Annotated in this window: 26 protein-coding genes; 12 read left to right on the top strand and 14 right to left on the bottom strand. The window is 71.6% G+C overall.

The annotated features are described in order from the left end of the window. Positions 1 to 56: 56 nt before the first annotated feature. Positions 57 to 1,631 carry a lysine--tRNA ligase gene (locus BCF33_RS13015; protein WP_106161336.1) on the bottom strand — a complete coding sequence of 525 codons (1,575 nt, stop codon included), beginning with the start codon at positions 1,629 to 1,631 and terminating at the stop codon, positions 57 to 59. Between the two features lie 68 nt (positions 1,632 to 1,699). On the opposite strand from BCF33_RS13015, the gene BCF33_RS13010 reads away from it, so the two are divergent. After that, positions 1,700 to 2,134, top strand: a complete 435-nt coding sequence (locus tag BCF33_RS13010) for a tellurite resistance TerB family protein (protein ID WP_211292391.1) — start codon at positions 1,700 to 1,702, stop codon at positions 2,132 to 2,134. Between the two features lie 48 nt (positions 2,135 to 2,182). On the opposite strand, the gene dacB is transcribed toward BCF33_RS13010, so the two are convergent. Both dacB and BCF33_RS13000 read right to left on the bottom strand, forming a co-directional pair. Next, the gene (gene dacB, locus BCF33_RS13005) at positions 2,183 to 3,694 is read right to left on the bottom strand and encodes a D-alanyl-D-alanine carboxypeptidase/D-alanyl-D-alanine endopeptidase (protein WP_106161334.1); all 1,512 of its coding nucleotides are present in this window, start codon (positions 3,692 to 3,694) and stop codon (positions 2,183 to 2,185) included. Between the two features lie 79 nt (positions 3,695 to 3,773). After that, on the bottom strand, positions 3,774 to 4,382 hold the full coding sequence (locus BCF33_RS13000; RefSeq protein WP_106161682.1) for a nicotinate-nucleotide adenylyltransferase: 609 nt from the start codon (positions 4,380 to 4,382) through the stop codon (positions 3,774 to 3,776). Between the two features lie 75 nt (positions 4,383 to 4,457). Here BCF33_RS13000 and BCF33_RS12995 point away from each other — a divergent pair, with 75 nt between their 5' ends. The 3 genes from BCF33_RS12995 to BCF33_RS12985 all read left to right on the top strand — a co-directional run bounded on the left by BCF33_RS12995 (position 4,458) and on the right by BCF33_RS12985 (position 6,597). Beyond that, entirely contained in the window at positions 4,458 to 5,462 is a 1,005-nt protein-coding gene (locus BCF33_RS12995; RefSeq protein ID WP_106161332.1) for a PRC-barrel domain-containing protein, read from the top strand. Positions 5,463 to 5,566: 104 nt separating this feature from the next. Further along, positions 5,567 to 6,058: a lysozyme inhibitor LprI family protein gene (locus tag BCF33_RS12990; RefSeq protein ID WP_106161330.1), complete on the top strand. Its 492-nt coding sequence runs from the start codon at positions 5,567 to 5,569 to the stop codon at positions 6,056 to 6,058. Between the two features lie 95 nt (positions 6,059 to 6,153). Beyond that, on the top strand, positions 6,154 to 6,597 hold the full coding sequence (locus tag BCF33_RS12985) for a PRC-barrel domain-containing protein (RefSeq protein WP_106161328.1): 444 nt from the start codon (positions 6,154 to 6,156) through the stop codon (positions 6,595 to 6,597). Between the two features lie 29 nt (positions 6,598 to 6,626). On the opposite strand, the gene BCF33_RS14110 is transcribed toward BCF33_RS12985, so the two are convergent. Continuing rightward, a complete protein-coding gene (locus tag BCF33_RS14110) occupies positions 6,627 to 7,154 on the bottom strand; it encodes a pyridoxamine 5'-phosphate oxidase family protein (RefSeq protein ID WP_158259426.1) in 528 nt (175 codons plus the stop codon). Between the two features lie 331 nt (positions 7,155 to 7,485). Here BCF33_RS14110 and BCF33_RS12975 point away from each other — a divergent pair, with 331 nt between their 5' ends. Both BCF33_RS12975 and ettA read left to right on the top strand, forming a co-directional pair. Next, on the top strand, positions 7,486 to 8,763 hold the full coding sequence (locus BCF33_RS12975; protein ID WP_106161324.1) for a DEAD/DEAH box helicase: 1,278 nt from the start codon (positions 7,486 to 7,488) through the stop codon (positions 8,761 to 8,763). A 172-nt stretch (positions 8,764 to 8,935) separates the two neighbouring features. Continuing rightward, the gene (gene ettA / locus BCF33_RS12970) at positions 8,936 to 10,588 is read left to right on the top strand and encodes an energy-dependent translational throttle protein EttA (protein WP_106161322.1); all 1,653 of its coding nucleotides are present in this window, start codon (positions 8,936 to 8,938) and stop codon (positions 10,586 to 10,588) included. A 1,057-nt stretch (positions 10,589 to 11,645) separates the two neighbouring features. Here ettA and BCF33_RS12965 read toward each other — a convergent pair. Beyond that, positions 11,646 to 12,278: a transposase gene (locus BCF33_RS12965; RefSeq protein ID WP_106161320.1), complete on the bottom strand. Its 633-nt coding sequence runs from the start codon at positions 12,276 to 12,278 to the stop codon at positions 11,646 to 11,648. A gap of 354 nt (positions 12,279 to 12,632) precedes the next feature. Beyond that, on the bottom strand, positions 12,633 to 13,304 hold the full coding sequence (locus BCF33_RS12960) for an FkbM family methyltransferase (RefSeq protein WP_106161318.1): 672 nt from the start codon (positions 13,302 to 13,304) through the stop codon (positions 12,633 to 12,635). Positions 13,305 to 13,661: 357 nt separating this feature from the next. On the opposite strand from BCF33_RS12960, the gene BCF33_RS12955 reads away from it, so the two are divergent. From BCF33_RS12955 to BCF33_RS12945, 3 genes are all read left to right on the top strand, one after another. Continuing rightward, positions 13,662 to 13,868 (top strand): cold-shock protein, encoded by a 207-nt coding sequence (locus BCF33_RS12955; protein ID WP_106161316.1) that lies wholly within the window; start codon positions 13,662 to 13,664, stop codon positions 13,866 to 13,868. A gap of 139 nt (positions 13,869 to 14,007) precedes the next feature. Then, positions 14,008 to 14,901 carry an SDR family oxidoreductase gene (locus BCF33_RS12950; protein WP_106161314.1) on the top strand — a complete coding sequence of 298 codons (894 nt, stop codon included), beginning with the start codon at positions 14,008 to 14,010 and terminating at the stop codon, positions 14,899 to 14,901. Between the two features lie 75 nt (positions 14,902 to 14,976). Further along, positions 14,977 to 16,560, top strand: coding sequence for an alpha-amylase family glycosyl hydrolase (locus BCF33_RS12945; protein WP_158259425.1), 1,584 nt, complete (start codon positions 14,977 to 14,979; stop codon positions 16,558 to 16,560). A gap of 54 nt (positions 16,561 to 16,614) precedes the next feature. Here the strand turns inward: BCF33_RS12945 and BCF33_RS12940 are convergent, their stop codons facing one another. The 3 genes from BCF33_RS12940 to BCF33_RS12930 form a co-directional block, all read right to left on the bottom strand. After that, the gene (locus BCF33_RS12940; protein WP_106161310.1) at positions 16,615 to 17,628 is read right to left on the bottom strand and encodes an SDR family oxidoreductase; all 1,014 of its coding nucleotides are present in this window, start codon (positions 17,626 to 17,628) and stop codon (positions 16,615 to 16,617) included. A 13-nt stretch (positions 17,629 to 17,641) separates the two neighbouring features. Next, positions 17,642 to 18,439 carry an SDR family NAD(P)-dependent oxidoreductase gene (locus BCF33_RS12935; protein WP_106161308.1) on the bottom strand — a complete coding sequence of 266 codons (798 nt, stop codon included), beginning with the start codon at positions 18,437 to 18,439 and terminating at the stop codon, positions 17,642 to 17,644. Between the two features lie 77 nt (positions 18,440 to 18,516). Then, positions 18,517 to 18,957 (bottom strand): PA2169 family four-helix-bundle protein, encoded by a 441-nt coding sequence (locus BCF33_RS12930; RefSeq protein WP_106161305.1) that lies wholly within the window; start codon positions 18,955 to 18,957, stop codon positions 18,517 to 18,519. A 226-nt stretch (positions 18,958 to 19,183) separates the two neighbouring features. On the opposite strand from BCF33_RS12930, the gene BCF33_RS12925 reads away from it, so the two are divergent. Beyond that, entirely contained in the window at positions 19,184 to 19,687 is a 504-nt protein-coding gene (locus BCF33_RS12925) for a DUF892 family protein (RefSeq protein ID WP_106161303.1), read from the top strand. 87 nt (positions 19,688 to 19,774) lie between these two features. Here the strand turns inward: BCF33_RS12925 and BCF33_RS12920 are convergent, their stop codons facing one another. From BCF33_RS12920 to BCF33_RS12905, 4 genes are all read right to left on the bottom strand, one after another. Then, positions 19,775 to 21,016 carry a DUF3618 domain-containing protein gene (locus BCF33_RS12920; RefSeq protein WP_106161301.1) on the bottom strand — a complete coding sequence of 414 codons (1,242 nt, stop codon included), beginning with the start codon at positions 21,014 to 21,016 and terminating at the stop codon, positions 19,775 to 19,777. After that, positions 21,016 to 21,450, bottom strand: a complete 435-nt coding sequence (locus tag BCF33_RS12915; protein ID WP_106161299.1) for a phage holin family protein — start codon at positions 21,448 to 21,450, stop codon at positions 21,016 to 21,018. The genes BCF33_RS12920 and BCF33_RS12915 overlap by 1 nt, the downstream gene beginning before the upstream one ends. 1 nt (position 21,451) lies before the next feature. After that, the gene (locus tag BCF33_RS12910; protein ID WP_106161297.1) at positions 21,452 to 22,153 is read right to left on the bottom strand and encodes a hypothetical protein; all 702 of its coding nucleotides are present in this window, start codon (positions 22,151 to 22,153) and stop codon (positions 21,452 to 21,454) included. Positions 22,154 to 22,386: 233 nt separating this feature from the next. Then, a complete protein-coding gene (locus BCF33_RS12905) occupies positions 22,387 to 22,809 on the bottom strand; it encodes a DUF4112 domain-containing protein (RefSeq protein ID WP_106161295.1) in 423 nt (140 codons plus the stop codon). A 105-nt stretch (positions 22,810 to 22,914) separates the two neighbouring features. Here BCF33_RS12905 and BCF33_RS12900 point away from each other — a divergent pair, with 105 nt between their 5' ends. Then, positions 22,915 to 24,135, top strand: a complete 1,221-nt coding sequence (locus BCF33_RS12900) for a putative DNA modification/repair radical SAM protein (RefSeq protein ID WP_106161680.1) — start codon at positions 22,915 to 22,917, stop codon at positions 24,133 to 24,135. Between the two features lie 154 nt (positions 24,136 to 24,289). Beyond that, on the top strand, positions 24,290 to 25,732 hold the full coding sequence (locus BCF33_RS12895; protein WP_245883826.1) for a UdgX family uracil-DNA binding protein: 1,443 nt from the start codon (positions 24,290 to 24,292) through the stop codon (positions 25,730 to 25,732). 97 nt (positions 25,733 to 25,829) lie between these two features. Here BCF33_RS12895 and BCF33_RS12890 read toward each other — a convergent pair whose 3' ends face one another. Continuing rightward, a complete protein-coding gene (locus BCF33_RS12890) occupies positions 25,830 to 26,585 on the bottom strand; it encodes a sulfotransferase family protein (RefSeq protein ID WP_106161293.1) in 756 nt (251 codons plus the stop codon). Between the last annotated feature and the right edge of the window lie 121 nt (positions 26,586 to 26,706).

Genomic DNA, 26,706 nt, shown 5'->3' with positions numbered 1-26,706 from the left:
GGATCGCCCCCGGACGTGCCCGCCGGAGCCCCCGCAGGGCGCGTGCGGCACGGGCCCTACCGGCGGCTCAGCGCGCCCCGGATCATCGCCGCCGTCTCCCGCGGTCCGTAGAGCGCGGCGAACCCCCCGAAGCGCGGCCCCTGGCTGGCGCCGAACAGGACCTCGTAGAGGGCGCGGAACCAGTCCCTCAGCGGCTCGAACCCGTGCGCCTTGCCGACGGCGAACACCTCCGACTGCAGGCCTTCGGCGTCGGCGGCGTCGCCCTGCCAGCCCTCCAGCCGCGCGGCGAGGTCCTCCATCGCCGCCCTCTCCCTCTCGTCGGGCGCGCGCACCGCCCGAGTCGGCAGGATCACGTCGCGGTAATAGGCGATCGCCCCGCGGATCGCCCGGTCCAGCCCCGGGTTCGCCTCCGGCGAGGCATCGGGCGCGTAGCGGCGCACGAAGCCCCAGAACACCTCCGGATCCTCCGTATTCGCCACCCCGGCCAGGTTCAGGAGCATCGCGAAGGGCACCACCATGTCCGACCGCGGAACGTCGCCGCCATGGATGTGCCAGACCGGGTTGCTCACCCGCGCCAGGGGGTCGTTCGCCTCGTGGAAGGCGCGCAGCTGCTGGTGGTACTCGTCCACGGCCTTCGGGATCACGTCGAGATGCAGCCGCTTCGCCGTCTTGGGCTTGAGGAACATGAAATAGGCCAGGCTCTCGGCCGGCGCGTAGGCCAGCCACTGGTCCATGGAGATCCCGTTGCCGGAGGACTTGGAGATCTTCTGCCCGTCCTCGTCGAGGAACAGCTCGTAGACCAAGTGCTCGGGCGCCTCGCCGTCCAGGGCCCGGCAGATCGCGTCGTAGATCGCCGTGTTGGTCCCGTGCTCCTTGCCGTACATCTCGAAGTCGACCCCGAGGGCGGCCCAGCGCGCGCCGAAATCGGGCTTCCACTGCAGCTTCACGTGGCCGCCCGTGACGGGCAGCGTCCACTCGCGCCCGCCCTCGTCGTCGAAGGTGACCGTGCCCGCCTCGCCGTCGACCTCCTTCATCGGCACGTAGAGCACCCGCCCCGTCTCCGGGTGGATCGGCAGGAAGATGGAATAGGTCTCGCGCCGCTCGTCGCGAAGGGACTTCAGCATGATCGCCATCAGGGCGTCGTAGCGCGCCGCGCACAGGCGCAGGACCTCGTCGAACGCGCCCGAGCGGTAGAACTCCCGCGCGCTGTAGAAATCGTACTCGAAGCCGAAAGCGTCGAGGAAGCGGCGCAGCATCGCGTTGTTGTGCTCGCCGAAGCTCTCGTGGGTGCCGAACGGGTCGGGCACGCTCGTCAGGGGCTTGTGGAGGTGCTCGGCCAGCATCTCGCGCGCCGGCACGTTGTCGGGCACCTTCCGCATCCCGTCGAGGTCGTCCGAGAAGCAGATCAGGCGCGTCGGCCGGTCGTCGATCGCCTGGAACGCCCGCCGCACCATCGTCGTCCGAAGCACCTCGCCGAAGGTGCCGATATGCGGCAGGCCGGAGGGGCCGTAGCCCGTCTCGAACAGGACCTCGTCCTTGCCCAGCCGCTCGGCGCGCGCCTTCAGCCGCCGCGCCTCCTCGAAGGGCCAGGCCTTGGACTTGAGGGCGGCGTCGCGAAGCGCGTCGGACATCGGGGGCTCCATCACGGGGACGCGGGCACCTATTGCCGGGGCGCTGGGGCGTCAATATGAGCGGTCCCATGCTCGACGACCCCTCCGCACCCGAGGCGCCGATGACGGCGCAGGACGCCCTCGTCGCGGTGATGATCGCCGTCTCCGCCGCGGACGAGAACGTGCGCACGGCCGAGCTGGTGACCATCGAGCAGATCGTGAACCACCTGCCCGCCTTCGCCGGCTACGACGAGGGGCGCATCGCGCAGGTCTCGCGCATCGTGTTCGACCTCTTCTCGGAGGAGGACGGGCTCGACGCCCTCTTCGGCCTGATCCGCGGCGCCCTGCCCGAGCGCCTTCGCGAGACGGCCTACGTCCTGGCCTGCGACGTCGCCGCCGCCGACGGCACCCTGCGCGACGCCGAGCTGCGCCTCCTCGAGGAGATGCGCTACGAGCTCGACCTCGACCGCCTCCACGCCGCCGCCATCGAGCGCGCCGCCCGGGCCCGGCACATGACCCCCTAGGGCGGACCCGCCCCGTCGCCGCCCCGCAGCCCTCCCGGCGGGGGCGCCCTAACCGTAGACCTTGGCCCAGCGCTCGATCAGCTGCGACTGCAGCACCCGCGCGCGCGCCACATAGGTGCGCGAGCCGGCCGGCCGCTCCTCTCCGCGGGCGGCCGCGGCGGCGCGGCGCTCCTCGTCGGCCACAAAGATCGCGAAGGCGATGGGCCGCCCGCGCGGCGGCATGGCCCGGCCGGCCAGCGCGCTGACGAAGTTCAACGTCCCGGTCTTGGCGCGCACGTCCACCGGCTGCACCTCGTAGCGTCCGCCGCCGGGCCCGCGCAGCGGGAAGGGGTAGAGCAGCGCGGCCACCTCCTCGGGCATGCGCCGCATGGCCTCGGCCATCTCGCCCGCGCGCACGTCGCTCTCGACGTTCAGGCCGGAATGGTCCCAGGCCGCCAGCCGCCGCATCCCGAGGGTCGGACCGGCCCAGGCCGCCATCGAGCCGCCCGAGGCGAGCAGCGAGGACACCGCCCGCCCCCCCGCGAGGGTCGCGTTCAGCCCCAGCACCTCGGCCGTCGCGTTGGTCGAGTAGCGCAGCATGTCGGACGCGATCTCCCTCAGGGGGGGCGAGCGGAGGGTGGCCAGGGCCGCGCCCACCGGCGCCTCGACCGCGACGCCCGCGCGCGGCAGCTCGATGCCGGCGTCCCCCGCGAGGGTCCGGAACACGTCGCCCGCGTAGCGCGCGGGGTTGCGCACGGGCAGCCAGCGCGAGCCGCCCCCCCCGAGCTGCCCGCGCGCGACCGTCCAGGCGTCGATCCCGTCCACGTCGCGATAGGTGTAGACCGGCCCCGCGCGGTCCACGACCTCCATCCGGCTCGACGCGACCTCCGGCACCGCGCCGCCGCCGCGCGCGTCCATCTGCACGTCGTAGCCCCCGCCCGTCCGCTCCCACGAGAAGTGGACCCGCCCGAAGTTCAGCATCAGGCCCGAGACGGTGGGGTTGTAGCCCAGGTGCTCCGGCTGGTCGGGATCGACGGGCCCGACGACCGGCAGCGCGCCGTCGAAGACGCGGAACGCCCCCTCCACCTCCGTCACCCCGGCGGCGCGCAGATCCTCGGCCAGCGCCCGCAGCCCGCCCGTGCCCAGGACCGGATCGCCCCCGCCGGCGAGGATCAGGTCGCCCCGCAGGACCCCCCCCTCCACCGGGCCGGTCGCGACGAGGCGCGTCTCGAACCGGTGGTCCAGCCCCAGGCGGTCCGCGGCGTAGGCCGCCGTCAGCGCCTTCATGGACGAGGCGGGGGGCATGCCGCGCATGGGGTCGCGGCTCTCCAGCATGGTGCCGGTCTCCATGTCGACGGCCGCGAAGCCCACCCGGCCGGAGAGGTTCGCGCGCGCGATCAGCTCGTCGGCGGTGGGGATCGCCGGGCGCGGCGCGGGGCGCGGCCCGGCATCGGCGAGGACGCCGGCGCCGCCGGGACGGGGCCGGGGCCGGGGCGTGGCCCGGGGCTGGGCGAAGGCGGCCCCGGCCGCCCCTCCGGCGAGGAGGCCCAGCACCGCGCGCCTGTGGAACGTGCGTGTCATGGGGGGAAGGTTTAGCCCCGGCGGGCCCGGCAGCAACCGGGGACCCGCGCCAAGGGGGAAGGGAAGTGGGGGGGGGGCGTCAGCGCCGCCAGCCGCCCCTCGCCCGGATCGCGGTGCTGCTCTCGCCGCGCATGGGGATGTTGACGAGGCACCAGGCCGGCGGCCCCCGCCGCAGCAGCAGCCCCGGCGCGCGCACGCGCGCCCGCTCCATCGCCTGGGCGGCGGGGGCGGTGCGGGCGGCCACGCGCAGCCCCGGCCGGGCGAGCACGCCGATCGGATGGTGCGCCGCGATCCCCCGCCAGTCCCGCCAGCGGTGGAACTGGACCAGGTTGTCCGCCCCCATGAGCCACACGAGCCGGAGGTCCGGCCGCAGCGCGCGCAGCGCGGCGAGCGTCTCGGCGGTGTAGCGGGTGCCCAGCGCCGCCTCGATCCCCGTCACGGCGATGCGCGGGTCCGTGGCCACCGCCCGCGCCCGCGCCAGCCGCCGCTCCAGCGCGGCGGGCGCGTCGGGCTTCAGGGGGTTGCCGGGCGAGACCAGCCACCACGCCCGCGAGAGGCCGATCCGGGCCATCGCCTCGCGCGTGATGGCGAGGTGGCCCTCGTGCGCGGGATCGAAGCTGCCCCCCAGCACGCCGACCGCCCCCCCGCGGGGCGCGGGGGGCAGCGCCCGCCTCGCCGCCGCGCTCATGCAGGAACGGCCCGCGGCCGGCGCGCGTTCGCCCTGCAGACGCCGGCCGGACACCCCTTCGGGAGGACAGAACCCATGCGAACCCTTCTCGCCGCCACCGCCACCGCCGCCTCCGCGCTCCTCGCCGCCCCCGCGCTCGCCGAGGGGCCCGTGTTCCCCGACGCCGGCATCGGGGAGAGGCAAGGATACCTCGCCTCCGAGCTGATGGGCACCCGCCTCCTGGTCACGGACGCCCCCGTCGCGGCGGACGCGGTGCTGCCGCCCGGCGGCGCGGCGGCCTTCGACGACGTCGGCGAGATCGACGACGTCTTCATCGGCGCCGGAGGGGGGTTCGAGGCGGTGATCGTGAACGTGGGCGGCTTCCTCGGGGTCGGCGAGCGCGAGGTCGCCGTCGCGTGGACGGCCATCGTCCCCGTGCGGGAGGGGGACGATCCCGGCGAGGTGTTCCTCGTGCTGCCCACCACCCGCGAGGCCCTTCGCGCCGCGCCCGAGTTCCGCCGCGCCGCGCCCGGCGGCGTCCTCGTGCGGGGCGAGGGGGCGGCGGACGCCCTCGCCGAGGAGCCCTTCGAGGCGGAGGCCGCCCACGACGCCGCCGAGCTGCGGGCGCTCAACGCCGAGGTCGAGGCCGCCGAGGCCAGCGCCGCCGAGGCCGCGGACATGGCGGACGCCGCCCCGCTGGCCGCCGCCCCGCCGACCGTCGACCCCCTGGCCCCCGGCGCCGTGGTCGAGGAGGAGGTCCTGCCGCGGGCCACCGACCCCCGCACCCTGCCCGAGCCGGTGCTCGGCCGCGACGGCTACGAGGTGGTGGGCCGCGACGCGCTGACGGCCGCCGACCTCGAGGGGCTGCGCGTCTTCGGCGCGAACGACGAGGACGTCGGCGCGGTCGAGGAGGTCGTCGTCACGCCCGAGGGGCTGCCCGACCGCCTCGTGCTCGAGATCGGCGGCTTCCTCGGCATCGGCCGACACCCGGTGGCCGTCTCGCTCGACGAGGTCCGGGTCCTGCGCTCGGGAAGCGACGTCCGCGTCCACGTGGACGCCACGCGCGAGCAGCTCGAGGCCTTGCCGGAGTACGTCCGCTGAGGGGCGGGACGCCCCGCGCGGGCCTCGCCGCGCTCGCCCTCCTCCTCGTCGGCGAGGCGGCCGCCGCGCAGGCCCCGCCCGCCTGGTGCGGCGCGTCGGTCCGGTTGAACCCCGCCGAGCAGGCGGTCTGCGCCGACCCCCTCCTCTGGGAGAAGGACGCAGCCCTCCAGCGCCTCTACGGACGGCTGCCGCAGGATGCCGCGCTGCGCCGGACGCAGGGCGATTGGCTGCGGGGGTCGCGCGACGCGTGCGGCTGGGACGTGCTTTGCATCGACTGGGCCTATGACGACCGCATCGCCGCGATGCGCGCCGCGCTCTCGGCCCCGCCGCCGGCCGCGGCGCCCCGCCGTCCCTGGTGCGACGCCGCCGGCCTGAACGCCGCCGAAGGGGCGATCTGCGCCGACGACACCCTGTCCAACCTCGACGCGGTGATGGCCGCGGCCTACGGCGCCGCCCGGGCCGCCACCACCGACGCCGAGCAGAACGCCTGGCTGCGCGAGCGCGACGCCTGCGGCGCGGATCGTCCCTGCATCGGCGGGGCCTATGTCCGCCGCCTGACCGCGCTGGGCGCCCGCCTGCGCGCCGCGGGCCGCTAGGGCGGGCGCCCCCCGCTGGCGGGGCCCCTGTGGCAGGCTAGCTTGCCTCCGGGGCACCCTCCGCGCCCCGGCGCAACCTCTCGGGAGGCCCCTTCATGCGACTTCTCTCCACCGCCGCGACCGCCGCCGCCGCCTGCGCCTGCGCCTGCGCCGCCCTAGCGCAGGACGCGACCGGCATGCTCGACGCCGGCAACCTCGAATACGGCGAGACCTACCGCGCGACCACGCTCCTTGGCTCGCGCGTCTACGCGGTCGAGGACGAGTACGCTCCGGGTACGGTGCTGGCCGCCGGCAGCGCGGGCGGATGGACCGACATCGGCGAGATCGGCGACTTCCTCGTCGGGGTCGACGGCACGCTGCAGGGCGTGGTGGTCGACGTCGGCGGCTTCCTCGGCCTCGGCGAGCGCGAGATCGCGATCCGCTGGGACGCGATCCGCCCGGTCCACGAGGAGGGTGCCGAGGACCGGTGGCTCCTGACGATCCCCGCGACCCCCAAGATGATCGAGGCCGCCCCCCCGCTGGAGCGCGACCCCGCCTGACGGGGTGGGGACGGGCCCGCCCCCCCTCCTTACATGTCGACGTGCGCCACGTCGCCGGCCTTCGGCGGCTCGCCGGTGACGGCGGCCTTGAGGTAGCCGTAGGCATGGAGGACCTTGCCCGATGGGCTGTCCCAGTACTCGGCCGCCTCGGGGTCGACCTTCACCGCGACCAGGCGCGGGCTGTCCTTGCCCTCGGGGAACCAAGTCCGCATCGGCTCGGACCAGAGTTCCTCGATCTTGCCGCGGTCGCGCACGATGGCGGCGCGGCCCTCGATCGACAGCCACTCGCTGTCGGACTGGTTGCCGTAGGTCAGCAGGACGCGCGGGTCGCCCTCGATCTCGTCGATCTTGCGCGAGCCCTCGTCGGTCACGAACCACAGCGCGCCGCCGTCCTCGGCGTCCTCGTGGTCGGCCGCGGCCATGGGCCGGGCATGGGCGGTGCCCTTGTCGTCATAGGTCGCCATCATGGCGATGCGGGCCTTGCGGGCGATCTGCAGGACCTTCTCGCGGGCTTCCTCGTCCGCGCGGTGGTCCATGCTGGTGGCGTCGTCTGACATGATCCGTCCTCCGTCTCGTGTGTGCTGCCCGGGCAACGCCCGCGGCGCCCGCGCCGTTCCGGCCGGGGCGGGTTGACCCCGCGCCCGCCATGCCCCACCTGCAGGCCATGCCGCGCCGCCGCGTGGGACGTCAAAGTCGCCCTTCGGGGCCAGCGGCGCAGATGCATCCGATCCCCGGGAATTCCACACGCAGGGTCCTCGGCACGCCGGCCGGGCGCACGGGGGGAACGCCCCCGCGCGCCGACGGGCCGCGCCGCACCCTCGCCCGCCTCTCGCGCGGGCCCATGCCGCCCGCCCCGAGGGGATGGCCGCGGCCCGAAGGACGACGACCATGACCGACTTCACCATGCTGGGCCTCGCGCCCGCGCTCGAGAAGGCGCTGAGCCGCCTGAACCTCACCGAGGCGACGCCGATCCAGGCCCGCGCCATCCCCCCCGCGCTCCAGGGCCGCGACGTGCTGGGCCTCGCCCAGACCGGCACGGGCAAGACCCTCGCCTTCGGGCTGCCGCTGCTCGACGCGCTGCTGGCCAAGGGCGGCAAGCCCGCCCCCAAGACCGCCAAGGCGCTGATCCTCGCCCCCACGCGCGAGTTGGCCAACCAGATCGCGGACAGCCTGCGCGCCCTCGCCGAAGGCACCCGGATCAAGGTCGCCGTCGTGGTGGGCGGGCAGTCGATCAACCGCCAGATCGGCGTCCTGGCGCGCGGGATCGACGTGCTGGTGGCGACGCCCGGCCGGCTGATCGACCTGATGGACCGCCGGGCGGTGGACCTCTCCACCGTGGGGCACCTCGTGCTCGACGAGGCCGATCAGATGCTGGACCTCGGCTTCATCCACGCCCTGCGCCGCATCGCCCCCGCCCTCGGGACCCCGCGTCAGACCATGCTGTTCTCGGCCACCATGCCGGGGCAGATGGAGGAGCTGAGCCGCGCCTATCTCGACCGCCCCGAGCGGATCCAGGTCGCCCCCCCGGGCAAGGCCGCCGACAAGATCGAGCAGTCCGTCCACTTCGTCGAGAAGGCCCGCAAGCCCGCGCGCCTGCGCGCGATCCTCGACGCGCACCCGGACGCCCTGACCCTCGTGTTCGGGCGCACCAAGCACGGGTCCGAGAAGCTGATGAAGGGCCTTCGCACCGACGGCTACGACGCCGCCTCGATCCACGGCAACAAGAGCCAGGGGCAGCGCGACCGCGCCATCGCCGCCTTCAAGGCGGGCGAGGTGCGCGTCCTCGTGGCGACGGACGTGGCCGCGCGCGGGATCGACGTGCCGGGCGTGGGCCTCGTGGTGAACTACGACCTGCCCGAGGTGCCCGACGCCTACGTCCACCGCATCGGCCGCACCGCACGGGCGGGCGCCGACGGACAGGCCGTGGCCCTCTGCTCGGAGGAGGAGGTCGACCTGCTGGCTGCCATCGAGAAGACCATGAAGATGCCCATCCCCGTGGCCTCGGGCGAGCGCCCGGAAGGCACGGGAACCCAGCCGAAGCGGCGCGGCGGCGGCGGCCGGCGCGGCGGGCCCGGCAAGCCGCAGGGCAAGTCGCAGGGCGCGAAGCGCGACGGCGGGCCCGCGGGCGGCCGTCCGGGCCGCCGGCGCCGCCGGCGCGCGGCGTAGCGCGGAACCCGTCCCGCGACCGGCGGGCCGAAGCGCCCCCGCCCGGGCGGGCGTGCCGACCTCTCGCGCGGCCCGGCCCGCTCCACCTCCCCGGCCCGGGCTTCACCCCGGCTTCCCGCGCCTCTAAGTGCACCCCGACCCCCGAACGCACCCGAATCCGAGAGCATCCCCAATGTCCCAGAAATTCGTCTACTTCATGGACGGCGTGTCCAAGACCTATCCCGGCGGCAAGACCGTGTTCGAGGACATCCGCCTGAACTTCCTGCCCGGCGTGAAGATCGGCGTCGTGGGCGTGAACGGCACGGGCAAGTCGTCCCTCATGCGGATCATGGCCGGCCTCGACACCGACTTCAAAGGCGAGGCATGGGCCGCCGAGGGCGCCCGCGTCGGCTACCTCCCCCAGGAGCCCGAGCTCGACCCCCAGCTCGACGTGCGCGGCAACGTGATGGGCGGCGTGAAGGCCCAGACCGACATCCTGGACCGCTACAACGAGCTCGCGATGAACTACTCCGAGGAGACCGCGGACGAGATGGCCGCCCTCCAGGACCGGATCGACAGCGAGGATCTCTGGAACCTCGACTCGAAGGTCTCCATCGCGATGGAGGCCCTGCGCTGCCCCCCCGGCGACGCCCCCGTCGACAGCCTCTCGGGCGGCGAGAAGCGGCGCGTCGCCCTCTGCAAGCTCCTCCTGCAGGAGCCGGACATGCTCCTCCTCGACGAGCCCACGAACCACCTCGACGCAGAGACGATCGGCTGGCTCCAGCAGCACCTGATCGACTACAAGGGCACCTGCCTCATCGTCACCCACGACCGCTACTTCCTCGACGACATCACCGGCTGGATCCTCGAGCTCGACCGCGGCCGGGGCATCCCCTACGAGGGGAACTACTCCGCCTGGCTCGAGAAGAAGGCCGAGCGCCTCGCCCGCGAGGCCCGCGAGGACGAGGGCCGCCAGAAGGTCCTCGACCGCGAGCTCAAGTGGATCCGCTCGGGCCAGAAGGCCCGCCAGGCCAAGCAGAAGGCCCGCATCAACGCCTACGAGAAGATGGCCGGCGAGAGCGTCCGCGACCGCGTCGGCAAGGCCCAGATCGTCATCCCGAGCGGCGAGCGCCTCGGCGCCAAGGTGATCGAGGTCGAGGGCCTCCAGAAGGCCTATGACGGCCGCACCCTCATCAAGGACCTCTCCTTCTCGATCCCCCCCGGCGCCATCGTCGGCGTGATCGGCCCCAACGGCGCGGGCAAGTCCACCCTATTCCGCATGCTCACCGGCCAGGAGGCGCCCGATTCCGGCACCGTCGAGTACGGCTCGACCGTCCAGCTCTCCTACGTGGACCAGTCCCGCGACGCCCTGAACCCCGACAACAACGTCTGGGAGGAGATCTCCGGCGGGGCCGAGCGCATAGTCCTCGGGGACGCCGACATCAACTCCCGCGCCTATTGCGGCGCCTTCAACTTCAAGGGCCCCGACCAGCAGAAGAAGGTCGGCCTCCTCTCCGGGGGCGAGCGGAACCGCGTCCACATGGCCAAGCTCCTGAAGGAGGGCGGCAACGTCCTCCTCCTCGACGAGCCCACGAACGACCTCGACGTCGAGACCCTGCGCGCGCTCGAGGACGCCATCGACGACTTCGCCGGCTGCGCCGTCATCATCTCCCACGACCGCTTCTTCCTCGACCGCCTCTGCACCCACATCCTTGCCTTCGAGGGCGACGGCCACGTCGAATGGTTCCAGGGCAACTTCGAGGACTACGAGGAGGACAAGGTCCGGCGGCTGGGCGAGGACGCGCTGCGGCCGTCGCGGACGAAGCACAAGAAGTTCGCGCGGTAGTGGTAGTAAAGCGTTCAGTCGTAGTCTGGGCCGCGATGGTTGTCGGGATCGTTTATCTGATCAATCTGACTTACGCGATCCTGAGCGGGCAAGAAGGTGGAACGTTTGGAGACACATTCGGAGCTTCGAACGCCCTCTTTTCAGGAACTGCCTTGTTCTTTCTTGTCCTGGCGTTCGCATCTCAGAGAGAAGAACTGAATCTCGTTAAGGAGGAGCGTAACGACACCAGACAAATACTGGAGGGGCAAGAAAAACTTACACGGGAACAGTCAGAAGCTCTTGAGAGGCAATCATTCGATAGTTCGTTCTTCTCAATTCTGTCGTTAGTGGCAGGCGCCGAAAGTCACCTAAGAGTGAGTCGGCAACATACGCTGTTGACTGGAACGAATGTATTCCTAACAAACTGGGAATACCTTCATCGTCACCTAAGGCCGCCAGAAGAGATGATTCTCGGCTCGCTTCGATGAATGATGGGTATTTCGGGGTGGTGGCTGGAAGTTTCTGGAACTTGCATGGCCTCCGAGAAGCTGCCTCAAGGCTTATCGACCGGTCGTCGTTCGATGAAAGTATCAAAGAAACCTATCGGCAAACGCTTTCGGCTTACGACGGTGAATTCTCAGACGATGTAACCGAAATGATGCTGGAACTGGCTCAATAAGAAGAAGCCAACAATGCAGCGTTAGCAGAAATAATCCTTTCCGGGAGTATGCAGGCGCCGGACACTGCATGACAATTGTATTATGACCCCACCTGCGCCGACGAGCTCCTAACCGGCGTGCCGAATCTCCCACCCCCGTAGGGCGGAACTCGTTCCGCCACGCTCCGCCGCCCGGAAAGGCGGAACGAGTTCCGCCCTACGACGCCGCGAACGGGGGCGCGCCGGGCCGTGTCCCGTCCCGTGAACCGGCCCCGCATCGGGCTGAAGCCCGACCTACGCCAGCCTCGCGGGCGCACCGATCCCCTGTGGGTCGGGCTTCAGCCCGACATCCCCCGCATCCCTCCATCCACATCGCCACGGGACCCGGCCGAACGGCCGGGTGTCGGGCTGAAGCCCGACCTACGCTCGCTCATCTGCCTCGCTTCCAATCGCGAACGTCCCGTCCCACCGCACCGGCGCCCGCCGCTCCCCCCGCCCGCGCCACGCGGTCGAGAACGGCCAATCGCGCGCGTCCTCCACCAACCCGTGCCTCGCCGGGTTCCTGTCGCAATACGCCACCGCCGCCGCCCGCTCCTCCTCGCCGCGCAGGTGGTGCTCATAGAACCGCCGCTGCCATATCCCGGCCTCCCGCCGCTCCGCCCGCGGCCGCCCCAGCGGTCGCCTCGTCGCGCGTCCATCCCCCCATCGTAGGTCGGGCTTCAGCCCGACGCCCCCGGTTCCGCCGTCGAACGATGTCGGGCTGAAGCCCGACCTACGACAGTCCCGCCGCAGGCTCGCCGAGAACCGCGCCTTCATCGCGCCGATCCGGACCGCATAGTCGCTGTCCCCCTCCGGCAGGTCCCACACGAAATGCATGTGGTCCGGCAAGACGACCCAGGCCGCGACCCCCACGAGCCGCTCCGCCAGCGTCGCCCGGACGGCCGTGCGCAGCCGGGCGACCTCCTCGACCAGCAGCCAGGACCCTCGCCGGGCGAGGCAGACGGTGGCAAAGACCGACGCGCCGGGGACGCGGGGGCGGCGGTAGTTCGGCATACTCCGATCCTGCCGTCCGAATGGTTAAGGCGGGGTGAACCCCGTTCCGCGGCACCGCCGGCCCGCCCGTCCGGTCGGCCCCGCCGGGGCGACCCGTGACCCCGTCCGGACGCCCCCGGGATCCGCACGTTCCGCCGATCCGCCGCCGGGCGGCGGACGCACCTCTCCCGTCCCCGCGCGGCCCCCGCCCCGCATGCCCCTGCCAGTCCCCCGATGTGGACGCTTCGTCGCCGCATTCCGATTCCTCCCTCGCCCGCACGATGCCAGCGAAAGGTTGACGGAATCCTGCCGCGCCGCGCGCTGCCCCGGCGCCCGCCGGATCTCCTCGCGCGCCCAAGGCCCTGGCCGTTGCGCTTAGCCCCGCTCCGCCGCCCAGACGGTGCGGGTCGAGAGGTCCTTCACGGGCTCCAGCCCCGCCTCGCGTAGGGCGCGCTTGCAGGCGCGCATCCCCGCCACGCCGTAGGCGCCGGGGTGGAACTCGACCACCGCGGCGCGGATGCCCGAGAGGTCCACCCGGCCCAACAGCTCCGCCTCGCCGCCCTCGATGTCGCAGATCAGCACGTCGGGCCGCAGCGCGCCCACCACGTCGTCCCAGCCGGCGGTGGGCACGTCCACCCGCCGCCCCGCCCCCCCCAGCGAGGAGCCCAGATAGCTCGCGTGGACGGCGAAGGGCCGCGTCGCGGGCCGGTCGGGCGAGGCGTCGAGCACGGCGTGCCGCAGCTCCACGTTCGTGAGCCCGTTCGCCGCGTGGAGCGCCTCGATGGAAGGGATGAGGGCGGGGTTCGCCTCGAAGGAGAGGACGGCCGAAGGCCCGCGGGCCAGCGCCACCGTGGCGCCGACGACGCCGATCCCCGCCCCCAGCTCGAGCACGCGGTCCCCCTCCCGCACGAGGGCGAGGGCGCCCGCGATCTCCTGCCCTTCGTAGCGGCCGGCGGCGATCCGCTCGGCCCGGCGGTCGTTCAGGAACCGGGAACGGGGCACGACGAGGCCGTGGACCGTGCGGATCGGATCGTCGAGATCGGTCATGAAAGGCGGCTCCGGGCGGGGGATGTACCGAACTACCCCCCGCCTTACGCATGCGCCATACCCCAGCAGAGCGACGGCCGCGCGCGTTCCGCCCCCGGCCCCGCGCCGCCCGTAGGCGGCGTGCCGCCTACCCGTGCGGACGCGGTGGGCACCTTCCAGGCGTGCGCGCGGCCCCTCGGGGCCGGGACGCGCGGCCGTTCGCCTTTGCCCCTTGCCCCAGGGCCCCGCCGGCGTCATGTGTGGGGTGCTGAGGACGTTTCTGCCTGCGCGCCCTTCGGGACGTGCGTCGGCACCCGATACGCTGACGCCGACCGCCGCCGCATCCTGCGGGCGGCAATACATGAAGGGAAAGCGGATATGCCGAGCGGCACCGTGAAGTGGTTCAACACGACCAAAGGCTACGGGTTCATCGCCCCCGACGGCGGCGGCAAGGACGTCTTCGTCCACATCTCGGCCGTCGAGCGCGCCGGACTGACCGGCCTCGCCGACGACCAGAAGGTCAACTACGAGCTCGAGTCCGGCCGCGACGGCCGCGAGAGCGCGATCGACATCAAGCTCGCCTGAGGCGCAGCATCGGCGCGGGCCGCGATCGGCCCACGCCACCCCCCGCCGGCGGCGACGCCGGCATTCCCTCCCCCGATGCTGGAACATCCCCCGGGGGCACCGGCGTTCGCTTGGCAGCACACGCACCGAGGAGAGCGTCATGGCCGAGCATTCCAGTACCACCCAGCCCCGCACCCCGCCCAAGGCGGAGGACATCCCCCCTCAGTCGCAGGACTCGATGCCCGCGAACGAATACGAGATGGATCCGCCACCCGACTACGCGCCCCGCCATCCGGGCGTGGGCAAGCTGAAGGGCAAGGTCGCGCTGATCACCGGCGGTGACAGCGGCATCGGCCGGGCGACGGCCGTCCTCTTCGCGCGGGAAGGCGCGAGGATCGCGGTCGCCTATCTCGAAGAAGACCGCGACGCGGAGGAGACGAGGCGCATCGTCGAGGAGGAGGAAGGCTCTGAATGCCTGCTCATCCCCGGCGACCTCGGCGTCAAGGAGAACGCGACCCGCGCCGTGGAGGAGACCGTGTCCCGGTTCGGCGCGCTCGACGTCCTGGTGAACAACGGCGCGCAGCAATGGCTCGACCAGGACTTCGGCGCCCTCTCCGAGGAGCGGATGCGCCGCATGATCGAGTCGAACATCATGGGCTACCTCTTCACGACGCAGGCCGCGCTGCCGCATCTGAAGGAGGGGGCGTCGATCATCAACACCACCTCCATCAACGCCTTCGCCGGGAACGCGTCGCTCATCACCTACTCGACGACGCGGGGCGCCACCCTGGCGTTCAGCCGCTCGATGGCGAAGGCCCTGGTGGGCAAGGGCATCCGGGTGAACGCCGTGGCGCCGGGTCCCATCTGGACGCCCTTCATCCCTGGCACCATGCCCGCCGAGGAGGTCGAGGGCTTCGGCGGCGACGTCGCGATGGGCCGTCCGGGCCAGCCCTGGGAGGTCGCGACCGCCTACCTCTTCTTCGCGTCCTCGGACGGCAGCTACTACACCGGGCAGACCCTGCATCCCAACGGCGGCGAGATCGTCGGCGCCTGAGGCGCCTCACCCGTTCTGGAACGGCGCGCGCCGCGGCCTATGTCGCGGCGCGACGCGCGCTTGGAAGGACGATACTTGGCCATCGAAAGACCCCGGCGCGGCAAATGGCCCGCCGCCCCCGTCATCTACGAGGTCTATCCCCGCTCGTTCTTCGACACCGACGGCTCCGGCGAGGGGGATCTGAAGGGGATCGCGGCGCGGATGGGGTACGTCGCGGATCTTGGCGTGGACGCGATCTGGATCGCGCCCTTCTTCCTCTCGCCGATGTTCGACGGCGGCTACGACGTGCAGGACCACGCGCTCGTGAACCCGCGTTTCGGCACCATGGCGGATTTCGACGCGGTGGTCCGGGCCGCGCATGACCAAGGGCTGCTCGTCATGATCGACCAGGTGCTGAACCACACCTCGCACCGGCACGCTTGGTTCGCCAAGTCGGTGGAGCGCGAGGGCGGGTACGACGACTGGTACATCTGGCGCGACCCAAAGCCCGACGGCACGCCGCCGAACAACTGGCTGTCGCAGTTCGGCCCGCCCGCCTGGACGTGGAGCCACCGGCGCGAGCAGTACTATGCCCACCAGTTCCTCGACTGCCAGCCGAACCTGAACCTTCGCAACGATGCGGTGAAGACGGCGCTTCGCGCCATGATGCGCGGCTGGCGCGAGCGGGGGGTCGACGGGTTCCGCTTCGACGCGATCACCTCCTACATGTGGGACGAGGGGTTCCGCGACAATCCGCCCGCCGATCCGCAGACGCGCCGGAAGGTCACAGGGCCGTCGTTCAACCCCTACACGATGCAGGACCACGTCCACGACATGATGCCAGGCGACGGGGCCGAATGGGGACCCATCGTGCGCGGTTGGGCGGGCGAGGACGCCTATCTCCTGGGCGAGATAACCTCCGGTAACCAGTCGGTCGAGCTGGTGAACCGTCTCTGCGGCCCGAACGCCCTGGATGCGGCCTACACCACGGACCTCGCCGCGGGCGGGATGAGGCCGGGAACCGTCCGCGACGTCTGCGAGCGGCTGGAGGTGCCGGGCAGCTTCCTCTGGTGGCTGTCCTCCCACGACCAGCCCCGGCCGGCGTCCGCGCATGGCGACGGCTTGCCCCGGGACGCGCGCTTCCTGATGACGGCGCTCGCGCTGATGCCGGGCCCGTGGCTGATCTATCAGGGCGAGGAGTTGGGCCTGCCCCAGCCGTTCCTCGACTACGAAGAGGACGACGACCCGCTCGACCGACTCTACTGGCCCGACGGTCCGGGCCGGCAGGGTGCACGGGTGCCGATCCCCTGGGCCGAGGGCTATGTCGGCTTCGGCTTCACCGCCGGCACGCCATGGCTGACTATGCGCTGGGGGCCCTGCCTGTCGGTCGCCGCGCAGGAGGCGGACGAGGGCAGCACCCTCGCCTACGTCCGCCGCCTCGTCCGCTTCCGCAAGAAGGCCGGCCTGGCGACGGCGCGGGTCGAAGGCATGGAAGTCGAGGGGGGGCGGCTCGCCGTCCACCTCGCGGGGGACGGCGGGCGGGGGTGGATCGCGCTCATGAACTTCGGCTCGGACACGGCAGCCCTGCCGGAAGGATCGGAGGGCGAGGCGCCCGTCTTCGCCTCTTCCGTGGTCGAAGGGAACCTGCCCGCCCGAACGGCCGCCATCTGGGAGCGTTAGGGCCGAACGGGCGCGGGCCCCGCCCCCTCTCGTATGAGGCGGGGCCGAACGAGGTCAGCGGCGACGACGGGCGAGCGCGGCCCCCGCCGCCATGCCCGCCCCGAGGGCGAGGATCATAGGCGCGCCGAAGGCGACCGCCCTCGCCGTGCCGCCGTCGATGATCAGGCCGCTGCTGCGCGCCCGGTCCCCGAAGGAGCCATAGGCGGTGGAGGGGTATTCGGCCGGCTCGAACGTGTTGGGACCCCGGTCGGGGTGGGTGCGGTCGTCGTCATTCTTCTGCCCCTCGATCCCTTTGCGGGCCATCAGGCGGTCGAGCCAGTGGGGCGCGACCATGTTGCCGAAGATCAACTCCACCGCGGGCTTGCCCACGATGACTTCCTCGAGGCCTTCGTCGATCGCCTTCATGACGCCGCGCGCGGCGACGTCCGGCTGATAGATCGGCGGGGCGGGTTGGGGATGCTCGTCCATGCGGTTCCGTGCCCAATCAAACTGCGGCGTGTTCACGCCCGGCAGCATCACCTCCGAGAGCGTGATCGGCACCTCCTCGGCGATCAGCTCGGACCGCACGGCATGGACGAAGCCGTGGACGGCGTGCTTGGAGGCGACATAGGCCGACTGGATGGGCACGGCCCGGTAGCTCAGCCCCGATCCGATGCAGACGATGGTGCCGGCTTGCATGTGCCGCAGCGCCTCGCGCACCCCGTTCACCTGACCGAGGAAGGTCGCGCCGACGATGGCCTCGAACTCCTCCGGGGGCATCTCACGGAAGGGCGTGAAGGCGGTCAGCATGGCGCTGTTCACCCAGATCTCGAGGTCGCCGCCCCAAGCGACGATCTCGCGGGCGGCGCGGGCGACCTCGTCGGCTTCCGCCACGTCGCAGGGGACGCCCTTGATCCAGTCGGTTCCGAACTCGTCCTCCATCTCGCGCAGGCGCGCCTCGCCCCGGGCCATGACGCCGACGCGGTAGCCCCGGCCGACCAGCCGCTGCACCACAGCGCGTCCGATCCCGGCGCTCCCGCCCGCGACGACGGCGGTCCCGATGGGGCTTTCTGGGATTTGGTCAGTCATGCGCAGCCCTCCATCACGTTTCGATCGCGCCGACGGATCCGCCGTCCACGCGGTAGTTGCTGCCGTTGACGAAGCTCGCCCGCTCAGAGCAGAGGAACGCGATGGCGGCGGCGACCTCCTCGGGCTTGCCGCGGCGGTCGAACTCCAGATAGGGGCGGTCCTCCTTCAGGAACTCCTGGATCGCCTCGTCCTTCGTGACACCCTCCTGATCGGCCTTCTTCTTCATCATCCCGTCCGTCATCGGGGTCTCGATGAAGGCTGGCGCGACGCTGTTCACGAGGACGCCCTCATGCGCGTAGCGCCGCGAAAGGCCCTTCGTCAGGTTCAGGAGCGCGGCCTTGGCCACGTTGTAGACGGCCTCCTCCCAATAGGGCTGGACGGCGTTCTCGGACGTGACGACCACCACCCTGCCCCAGCCCTTCTCGGCCATGGGCGGCACCACCTCGCGCATCACGCGCACGGCGGACATGAAGTCGATCTGCCAGGCATCCTCGTAATCCTCGTCGGTCATCTCCGTCAGCGGGTGGCCCTTCGCGCCAGTGACGCCTGCCGCGCTGACCAGGATCCCGGCGCCGCCCCTGTGGCCGACGAAGGACGCTACCTTCCGAACGTCCGCCGCGTCCGTCAGGTCGGCCGCGACGCCGACGGCGCCGTCGCCCAACTCGTTCGTGGCGGCGTCGAGCTTCCCCTGGTCGATGTCGGTCAGGACGACCGCGCACCCCTCGTCGAGGAGAAGCCGCGCCGTCGCGGTGCCGATCCCCCCGGCACCCCCAGTGATGAGCGCGACGCGCCCTTCGATGCCCAAGTCCATCTCTTCCTCCGAATGGCATGAAAAGGGCCGCGCCCTCGTCGGACGCGGCCCGGCAGGATGGTCTAGCGACCCACCATCTACGCGGCCTTGGCGCGTTGGCGGAACCGCTCGACCTTGCCCTTCAGCTTCTGGTACTGCTCGTTCAGCTTAGCGTATTCGGGATCCCCTGCGCCCGTGGCCTCCAGGGCGTCGTCATAGGACTCGAGGAGATGCTCCTCGCCACGGACGATTTCCTCCAGAACGGCCTCGTCGCCCGCGCCGGTGACCATGTCCTTCAGCTTGAGAAACGACTGGTGCGCCGAGCCGAGGGCGGAACCCTTGTGCGCGACATCCTCGCCCATAGCGGTGAGGAACCCGTGCACCTCCATCATGTCCGAACGGCGGTCGGCGAGCATCTCGTCGATCATGCCCTTGATGAAGGCGCTGTCCGTGCGGTCCTTCGCGGCCTCATAGCCGTCGATGGAATCGTGCATCCGGGTGTGCAGGGTCTTGAGGGCGGATTTCTTGTCGGTCGCCATGTTCAGGTCCTCCGGTTTGAGGTGCGTCGGGAATCGACCCGCGTCGGGGTCTCTGGCCCATCAACACGGACCCCCCGGGGTCCGGTTCCGGAGGCGATTCGCGCGCCGAAGGACGATTGGTCGGAACCTGTCGGTGGCCCCCGCCCGCCCCGCCCCTTCGGCGACGGCGGAACGGGCGGTGGACCGGGCGGTTGGGGCGGAGACAAGGAACGAAGGAGATGCCCCTATGGCCCTGAACGATCTCAAGGACGTCTACACCGACCAACTCGCCGACCTCTGGAGCGCGTGCTCGCAATCGCGGGAGGCGACGATGGCCCTTTCCGGCGCCGCGAGCGACCAGGACCTCAAGGACGCGCTTGATGCGGGCGCGGAGGGCATCCTCGCAGGCATGGACGCGATCAAGGATCTGGCCGCGAGGCATGGTTTCGACCCCGAGAGCGAGCACTGCAAGGGCATGGAGGGCCTCGTGCGGGAGGCCAGGGATCACGCCGTCGAGGCGGAGTTCGGCTCGGACGCCGCGCGCGACGCCATGATCATCTCGCAATACCAGCGCATGGCGCACTACGCGATCGCCGGCTGGGGCTGCTGCAAGGCCTTCGCGTCGCGGCTCGGCCTCGGGGAGGATGCGCGAACGCTCGATGAGTGCCTCTCGAACACCTACGACGGCGACGACCGGATGACGGACATCGCGACGGGCAAGGACGGCGTGAACGCCGACGCGGTAGCCTGAGGGCGACGACGCAGCCTCGATGCGCATGGTAAAGGGCGCCCCGAGGGGCGCCCTTCGTCGTCGAGGCACTGGCTTCCCGAGGAAGGCTCAGTTCCTGTCGTGCGCTTCCTTCGCGGCCTCTGCCACCCGGTCCACCGCGCTGCGGGCCTGGACCTCCGCGTCATGGACGGTCTCTTCCGCGCCGCGTCCGCCCGTCATCTGCCCCGCGGCTTCCTTGGCCACCGTCTTCGCCTCGTCGACGGCGGCGATGGCCGCGGCCTCGATCCGGGATCGCTCCTCCTGGAAGACCCGCTCGGCCTCGTCGAAGAGCTGGTCGCGGTAGGCGCCGAACACCTCGTCCTCGCGGCGCGTGCGGGGCAGCATCCCCCCGACCGCCGCGCCGACGGCGACCGCGATCGCGCCCGCGACAAGCGGCTGCTCGGAGAAGAAGTCGTTCGCGCCGCTGCGCGCGTTCCGAGCCTTCTCCTCGGCCCATGCCTGCGCGGCATACGCCCGTGCACGCGCCTCGGCGACGCGATCCTTGCCGTGGTCGTCCATGTCTTCCGTTCCTTCCATCAGGTTATCGCGCAGAGACGCCGCCGAGGCGTAGAGCGCCATGGCCCGGCCCCGGACGGAGGACACGGAGCGCCCCCAGACGTCGCGCGCGCGTTCGGTCAGGCCCACCGAGCCGGCCGCGGACGGGGTCCGCGAGGCGGCACGGGACCATCCCGACGCGTCGTAGTTCGTTGCACCCTCACCCGTCTGGGTGGACCTGTACGCCTCGTCAGCCGCGGCGACCCGGTCACTGAAAGACCGTGTGCCCTTTTCCGGGTAGGTATCGCGGAAGCCCGAAGCGGTATTGTTGCCCGCCGCGTAGGCCGGCGCCGCGCCATGATGGGCGATGCCATTGGGCGCCGAGGCCGCGAGCGCGCGGCCGCGGTCGTAGGCGGCCTTCTCGGCTTCGGTCATGCGATCGTTCCAGGCGTCGCCGTCGCCGCGCACGAACCGCCGCCCGGCCTCGTAGGCCCGGCGTTCGGCTTCGGTGGTCCAGCCGTCCCCGCCGCGCGTGACGGTAGGGTCGCGGTAGTCCGGCCCGGTCCGGCGGGTGCCGCCGATCATCAGCCAGGCGATGCCCGTCACGGCCAGTGCCGCTCCGACGGGGTTCGCCTTGACGGTCTCGAGGAAGTTGCGCGTGGTCACGCCGCCGTATTCGCGGACCTGATCGCCGACCGTCCGGACGACGTTCTCGGCGCTGAACTTCATCGTCAGCGCGTCGAGGGTGGCGGCAAGCTCCGCGCGCTCGACCTCGATCTCGCGCTCGATCTCGCGGGGTTTCTTGCTGTCTGCCATCAGACGGCCTCCTTCACGGCATGGGCGTCGCGCTTCACGTTCTCGACCGTGCGGGTCGGCGCAAGGTTCGTCGCCTTCAGACGGCTGGCACCGATCGCCGCGAGGATCAGGCAGATCAGCAGGATGCCCCCTCCGACGATCAGCGCGGCCCAGCCGGCGTCGATGTCGAAGCCTTCGGCGACCGCCGCCGTCGCGGCCGCGGCGAGCACGTTGAGCCCCACGATCGCGAGGACAGCCGCGATGACGAGCATCACGATCCCGGCCACCGCCGTCTTGATGTTGCTTGATATCTCCGCGCGGGCGAGGTCCACTTCCTTGCGCACGAGGTTGCTGACGTGGTTCATGGCCTCGCTGAGCAGCGAGCCGGTCGTGCGCTGGTGCGCGACGTCCGGATGAACCCTGCGACCGCTTTCAAAACGGGAATGCTCGGTCATCTCACTTCTCCGAGGTGCGGACCGCGGGGGCCGTCACGGGGCGTGCCGCGGGGGCCGCGTAGTCCGGGCGCGTGTCCCGTGCGTAGTCCGGGCGCGTGCCGTAGGAATGGGAGTCCCTCGCCGGCGGCGTGGAGGCCTTGGCGAAGCGCGCGACGGCGAAGCCGAGAAGCGCCGCGCCGCCCAGGAACGCGGTGGGGTTGCGCCGCGCGAAAGCGTTCACGTCGGCGAGCAGGGCGCCGGGATCCTTCGACGCGAACGCCTCGGCGGCGTCCGAGATGCTGTCGGCCATGCGGCCCACGTAGCGGTCGGGAAGGCTGCCCTCGCCGAACTCCTCGCCGGCCGCGCGCATGCGCTCGGCCAGGGTCTGGGCCCGCTCCGCACCGGCCTCCTGGGCGTCATGGAGCTTGGCTTCGGCGCGTCGCTTCGCCTGATCCGAGAGCTTGGACGCCTCGTCCTTCAGCTCGTCCGTGGCGGCGGCGGCGCGGGAATGGACCTCGCCCGCGGCGGCCTTCGCCTCGCCCTTCAGATCGGCTTCTCGCTTTTCGGCCTCGGCCTTGGCGGCGGTCCCGCCAGCCTGCGCGGTCGAAGAGGCCGGGGTCGTGGACGTGGTCGTCGACGGGTTCGAGGCCGTGTTCGGCCCCGAGCCCTTGCCGGCGTTGCCCGTCGGCGGATTCGTGGACTTCATCTTGTCGTTGTCGGCCATGATGGATGGACTCCTCTCAGGCGGTCGGGTGGCGTTGCGCCCCTCGCGGGGCTTCTCAAAACTTCGCGGCAGATGACGGACAGCCGTGCGGCGTCCTCCCTCGCGGTGTGTGACCGTCCAACGGAGGATCGGGCCGCGCGGTTCCGTCAGGGCAGAAAGGGGTGGTCCGACGCCGGAGAAGCGGCGTTCCCTCCGGCGGTGATCCCGTCGCGGGCGCCGATCGTCAGCCGCCGTCAGCCCCCAGGGCGGGCGCTTCGCTCGATGTCCTCGCGCAGCAGCCGCGCGTTCCGCCGGTTCGCCTTGAAGAGCACGTCGAAGACGTCGCCCGCGAGGGGCACCGCGCCCACGAGGAAGTCGAGGCCGACATTTCCCGCCATGCGGCCGAGCGTCCTGCGCGACGCGCCCATCCTCCACCCCTCCCAGACGAGCCAGGCGCTGGGGCCGAGGGTGGCGAGGTCGCCCAGACCCGGAACGAGGCCCACGATCCCCTCGAGGCCGAAGCGCACCCCGAAGATCGAAAAGCGGCTGTCCATCAGGTCGGCGAACCGGTCGATGCGGTCCAGCTCGTCCTGGCGCGGATGACCGGCGGCGCGCGGGGCTGCGGCGGACCGCCGGACGCCCGGATGGACCGGGGCGAGGGTGGGGGATCGCGCCATGCGGCAGCCTCCTGCGACGATCTGCATCAGGGTTCACCCCGGAAACGCGCGGCCGGGCGGCGTCGTTCCGTCGACTTCCGCGCCGTACGAACATATATGGAACGGATGGCAAAGCGCACCCTCGAGGATAAGCTCGCGATCCTTTCGGACGCGGCGAAGTACGACGCCTCCTGCGCGTCCTCGGCGACGCACAAGCGGGACTCGTCGAAGGGCGGGATCGGCTCGACCACGGGGCATGGCATCTGCCACGCCTACGCACCGGACGGGCGATGCATCTCGCTGCTGAAGATCCTGATGACGAATTTCTGCATCTACGACTGCGCCTACTGCATTAACCGCGTCTCCTCGAACGTCGAGCGCGCCCGCTTCACCCCCGAGGAGGTGATCCGCCTCACCCTCGAGTTCTATCGCCGCAACTACATCGAGGGGCTGTTCCTGAGCTCGGGCATCATCAAGTCGCCGGACGACACGATGCGCGACATGGTCCGTATCGCGCGCGATCTGCGCGAGGTGCACGGATTCAAGGGATACATCCACCTCAAGACGATCCCCGACGCCTCGCCCGAGCTGATCGAGGAGGCCGGGCGCTGGGCCGACCGCCTGTCGATCAACATCGAGCTGCCCACCGACGCGGGGGTGAAGGCCTACGCACCCGAGAAGGATCCGAACACCATCCGCAAGGCCATGGCGGACACGCGGCTGCGGCGCGAGGAATATGCCGAGAAGTCCCATACCGGCCGCAGAAAGGGCCGCTTCGCCCCCGCGGGCCAGTCGACGCAGCTGATCGTCGGGGCGGACGGGGCGGACGATCGGACGATCCTGGGCAATTCGGCCCGGCTCTATTCCTCATACGGGTTGAAGCGGGTCTACTACTCGGGCTTCTCGCCGATCCCCGACGCCACCGCGAAGCTGCCGCTCGTCGCGCCGCCGCTGGAGCGCGAGCATCGGCTCTACCAGGCCGACTGGCTGCTGCGTTTCTACGAGTTCCAGGCCGACGAGCTGGCCGCCGGGGGAATGCTCGACCTCGACATCGACCCGAAGCTGGCCTGGGCGCTGCAGCACCGCGAGGCGTTCCCCGTCCAGGTCGCCACCGCCCCTAGGGAGATTCTGCTTCGCGTGCCCGGGTTCGGCACCAAGACCGTGGATCGGCTGCTGAAGCTGCGCCGCCACCGGACGCCCCGCTGGGACGACCTTCGCCGCATGGGCGCGCTGGTGAAGAAGGCCGCCCCGTTCGTCGAGGTCCCCGACTGGCGCCCCGGCGGGCTGACCGACAGCGAGAACCTGCGCGCCCGGTTCGCCCCGCCGAAGCAGCTGGCCCTGCTGTGATCCCGCCGCGCGCTCCGCGCCCGGGGGAGGCGCGGCAGCCCGCCCCCGATGGCATGACCGCAGGCCGGGCTTGGGCTTGGGCCTGGGCGGGAACGCCCGCTTCCGGCCGAGGTCTCCGGCGGGAAGGCCCGAAAGGCGGGGAGAGGGGGGCGCGTTGCACCTGACCCTGCCTCGCATCGGCACATGGGAGGCTTTCCGCTCCGAGTTGCGCCGCGTCGCCGCCGCCGGGGTGCCGCCCGAGGAGGTGTCCTGGTCGCGCGGAACGGCCGAGGGCGGCCTCGACCTCGTCCCGGAAGCGGACCTGGCGCCGCGGCGCGAGGCCCGCGCGCCCAAGGCGTTCGCCGGGTTCGCGAGGCTGGTCGCCCACCATTCGGACCCCGAGCGGTTCGCCCTGCTCCACCTCCTCCTCGACCGGCTCCAGTCCGAGAAGGGGCTGATGGAGGTCCGCACCGATCCGCTGCTGACGCGCCTCTACCGGATGGAGAAGGCCGTCCGCCGCGACCTGCATAAGATGCACGCCTTCGTCCGTTTCCGCGAGGTGGACGCGCAGGGCCCCCGCCGCCGCTTCGCCGCCTGGTTCGAGCCCGACCACCCCATCGTCGAGCCGGGCGCCGAGCATTTCGCGAAGCGCTTCGCCGACATGGACTGGACCATCGCCACCCCCGACCTCACGGCGGTCTTCGAGGACGGCACCCTGCGGATCGAGGATGCCGACGCCGGCCCGCCCCCGGCCGAGGACGCGACGCAGGCGCTCTGGAACACGTATTACAGCAACATCTTCAACCCCGCCCGGCTGAAGCCGGACGCCATGCGGGCGGAGATGCCGAAGAAGTACTGGCGGAACCTTCCGGAGGCGCGCTTGATTCCCTCTCTGATCGCCGGGGCCGAGGCGCGGGTGCGCGCCATGCGCGAAGCCGCGCCCACCATCGCCCCCGCCAGAGCGGCCGCCGTGGCCGCCCAGCTGAGGGAGAAGACCATGGACGGCGGACCCGACCTCTTCGGCCATAACTCGCTCGCCGCGCTGAACGCGGATGCCGAGGCGCGCTACCCCTACCGGGAGGGCATCACCCAGCTCGTCCCGGGCGAGGGGCCTGCGGATGCCGACCTCATGGTGGTGGGCGAGCAGCCGGGCGACCAGGAGGACCTGGCCGGGCGTCCTTTCGTCGGACCTGCCGGGCAGCTCTTCGACCGCTTGGCCGAGAAGGCCGGCCTGCCGCGCGACCGGGTCTACGTCACCAACGCGACGAAGCACTTCAAGTACGAGCCGCGCGGCAAGTTCAGGATGCACAAGTCGCCCACGCTGACGGAGATCAAGAACGTGCGCTGGTGGCTCGACGAGGAGCGGGCGCTGATCGACCCGAAGGTGATCCTGGCGATGGGCGGCTCGGCCGCCTACGCCTTGACGGGCAACAAGAAGGACATGCTCAAGCGCCGGTCCTCCGTCGAGACGGCGATGGGTGGACGGGGCGAGCCGGTGTTCATCACCGTCCACCCTTCCTTCCTCCTGCGCCTTCCGGACGAGGAGAGCCGCGCGCGCGAGCAGGAGCGGTTCGTGAGCGACCTGAAGGACGTCTGGAAGATGGTCGAGGCGGCTTAGGGACGTCGGAGCGACCTCTTCCCGCACTCGGGACGGGATGCTCGGCGTCGCCGCGGGCCGGCCTCTCCTGCTCCGTTCCCGCGCATAGGGCTTCGCCCTACTCCACCGCCTCCCGCACGTCCCGGAACCAGTGCCGCCCGCGCCATTCGCTCGGGCCCGCGATCCCGTCCGGCCCATAGCCGAAGCTGCGCGCCAGTTCGTCGACGGGGGTCCCGTCGCCGAGATAGTCCGCGTTCGGATCGGCCCGCACGGCGCGGGGCGGCGGCACCGGGTCCAGGCGCAGGAAGGCGAAGAGGCGCGCCAGCTCCCTTCTCGGGTCCGCGCAGAGATCCTCGAGGCGCACGACCATCCAGTTGTGCAGCCGGGGAACGTCACCTGCCCAGACTGAATGGGCATGCGCCCAATGACGCAGCAGCGCCGCCTCGCCCCGCGCGGACCACTTCGCCGTCGCACGGGCCGACGCGACGGGGTGCCGTACCACGAACACGAACTGCGAGGCCGGGAGCAGCTGCTGATAGAGCCGTGCCCGAAGAAGGTTCACGGGCGACTTTTCGACCCGCCACGAGCCGCCCTTGGGGTACCAGCGGTCCCAGTCCGCGCGCAGCCGCCCGGCCACCTCCGGGCGATCCCAGGGCCCGCCCTCGACCATGTGCATGGCGGGGTCCTCGGCCCACTCGCCCGGCACCCCGGCGAGCGCGTCGTGCGGTATGGCGCCCTGGAAGAACACGCCCTCGCCTTCGGGCGCCAACGAAGGCGGCAGGCCGCGGACCGCCGGGTGCGCCTCAAGGCAGTCGGCCATCAGCGTGGTGCCGGAGCGGTGCAGCCCGCCGACGAAGACGTATCGCGGATCCATGGATGCGCGAACCTAGTCCACCCGCCACGAGGGTCGAGCGCCCGGGCACGCGATCGGGAATGCCGATCCCGATGGCCGCGGAATGCCGGCTGCGCGGAACCGACTCCCTCCCCCCCCTGTT

The organism is Hasllibacter halocynthiae (assembly GCF_003003095.1).
Taxonomy (GTDB): domain Bacteria; phylum Pseudomonadota; class Alphaproteobacteria; order Rhodobacterales; family Rhodobacteraceae; genus Hasllibacter; species Hasllibacter halocynthiae.
Note: the sequence above shows the minus strand (reverse complement) of the source record. Positions and strands in the feature narration are given on the sequence as shown.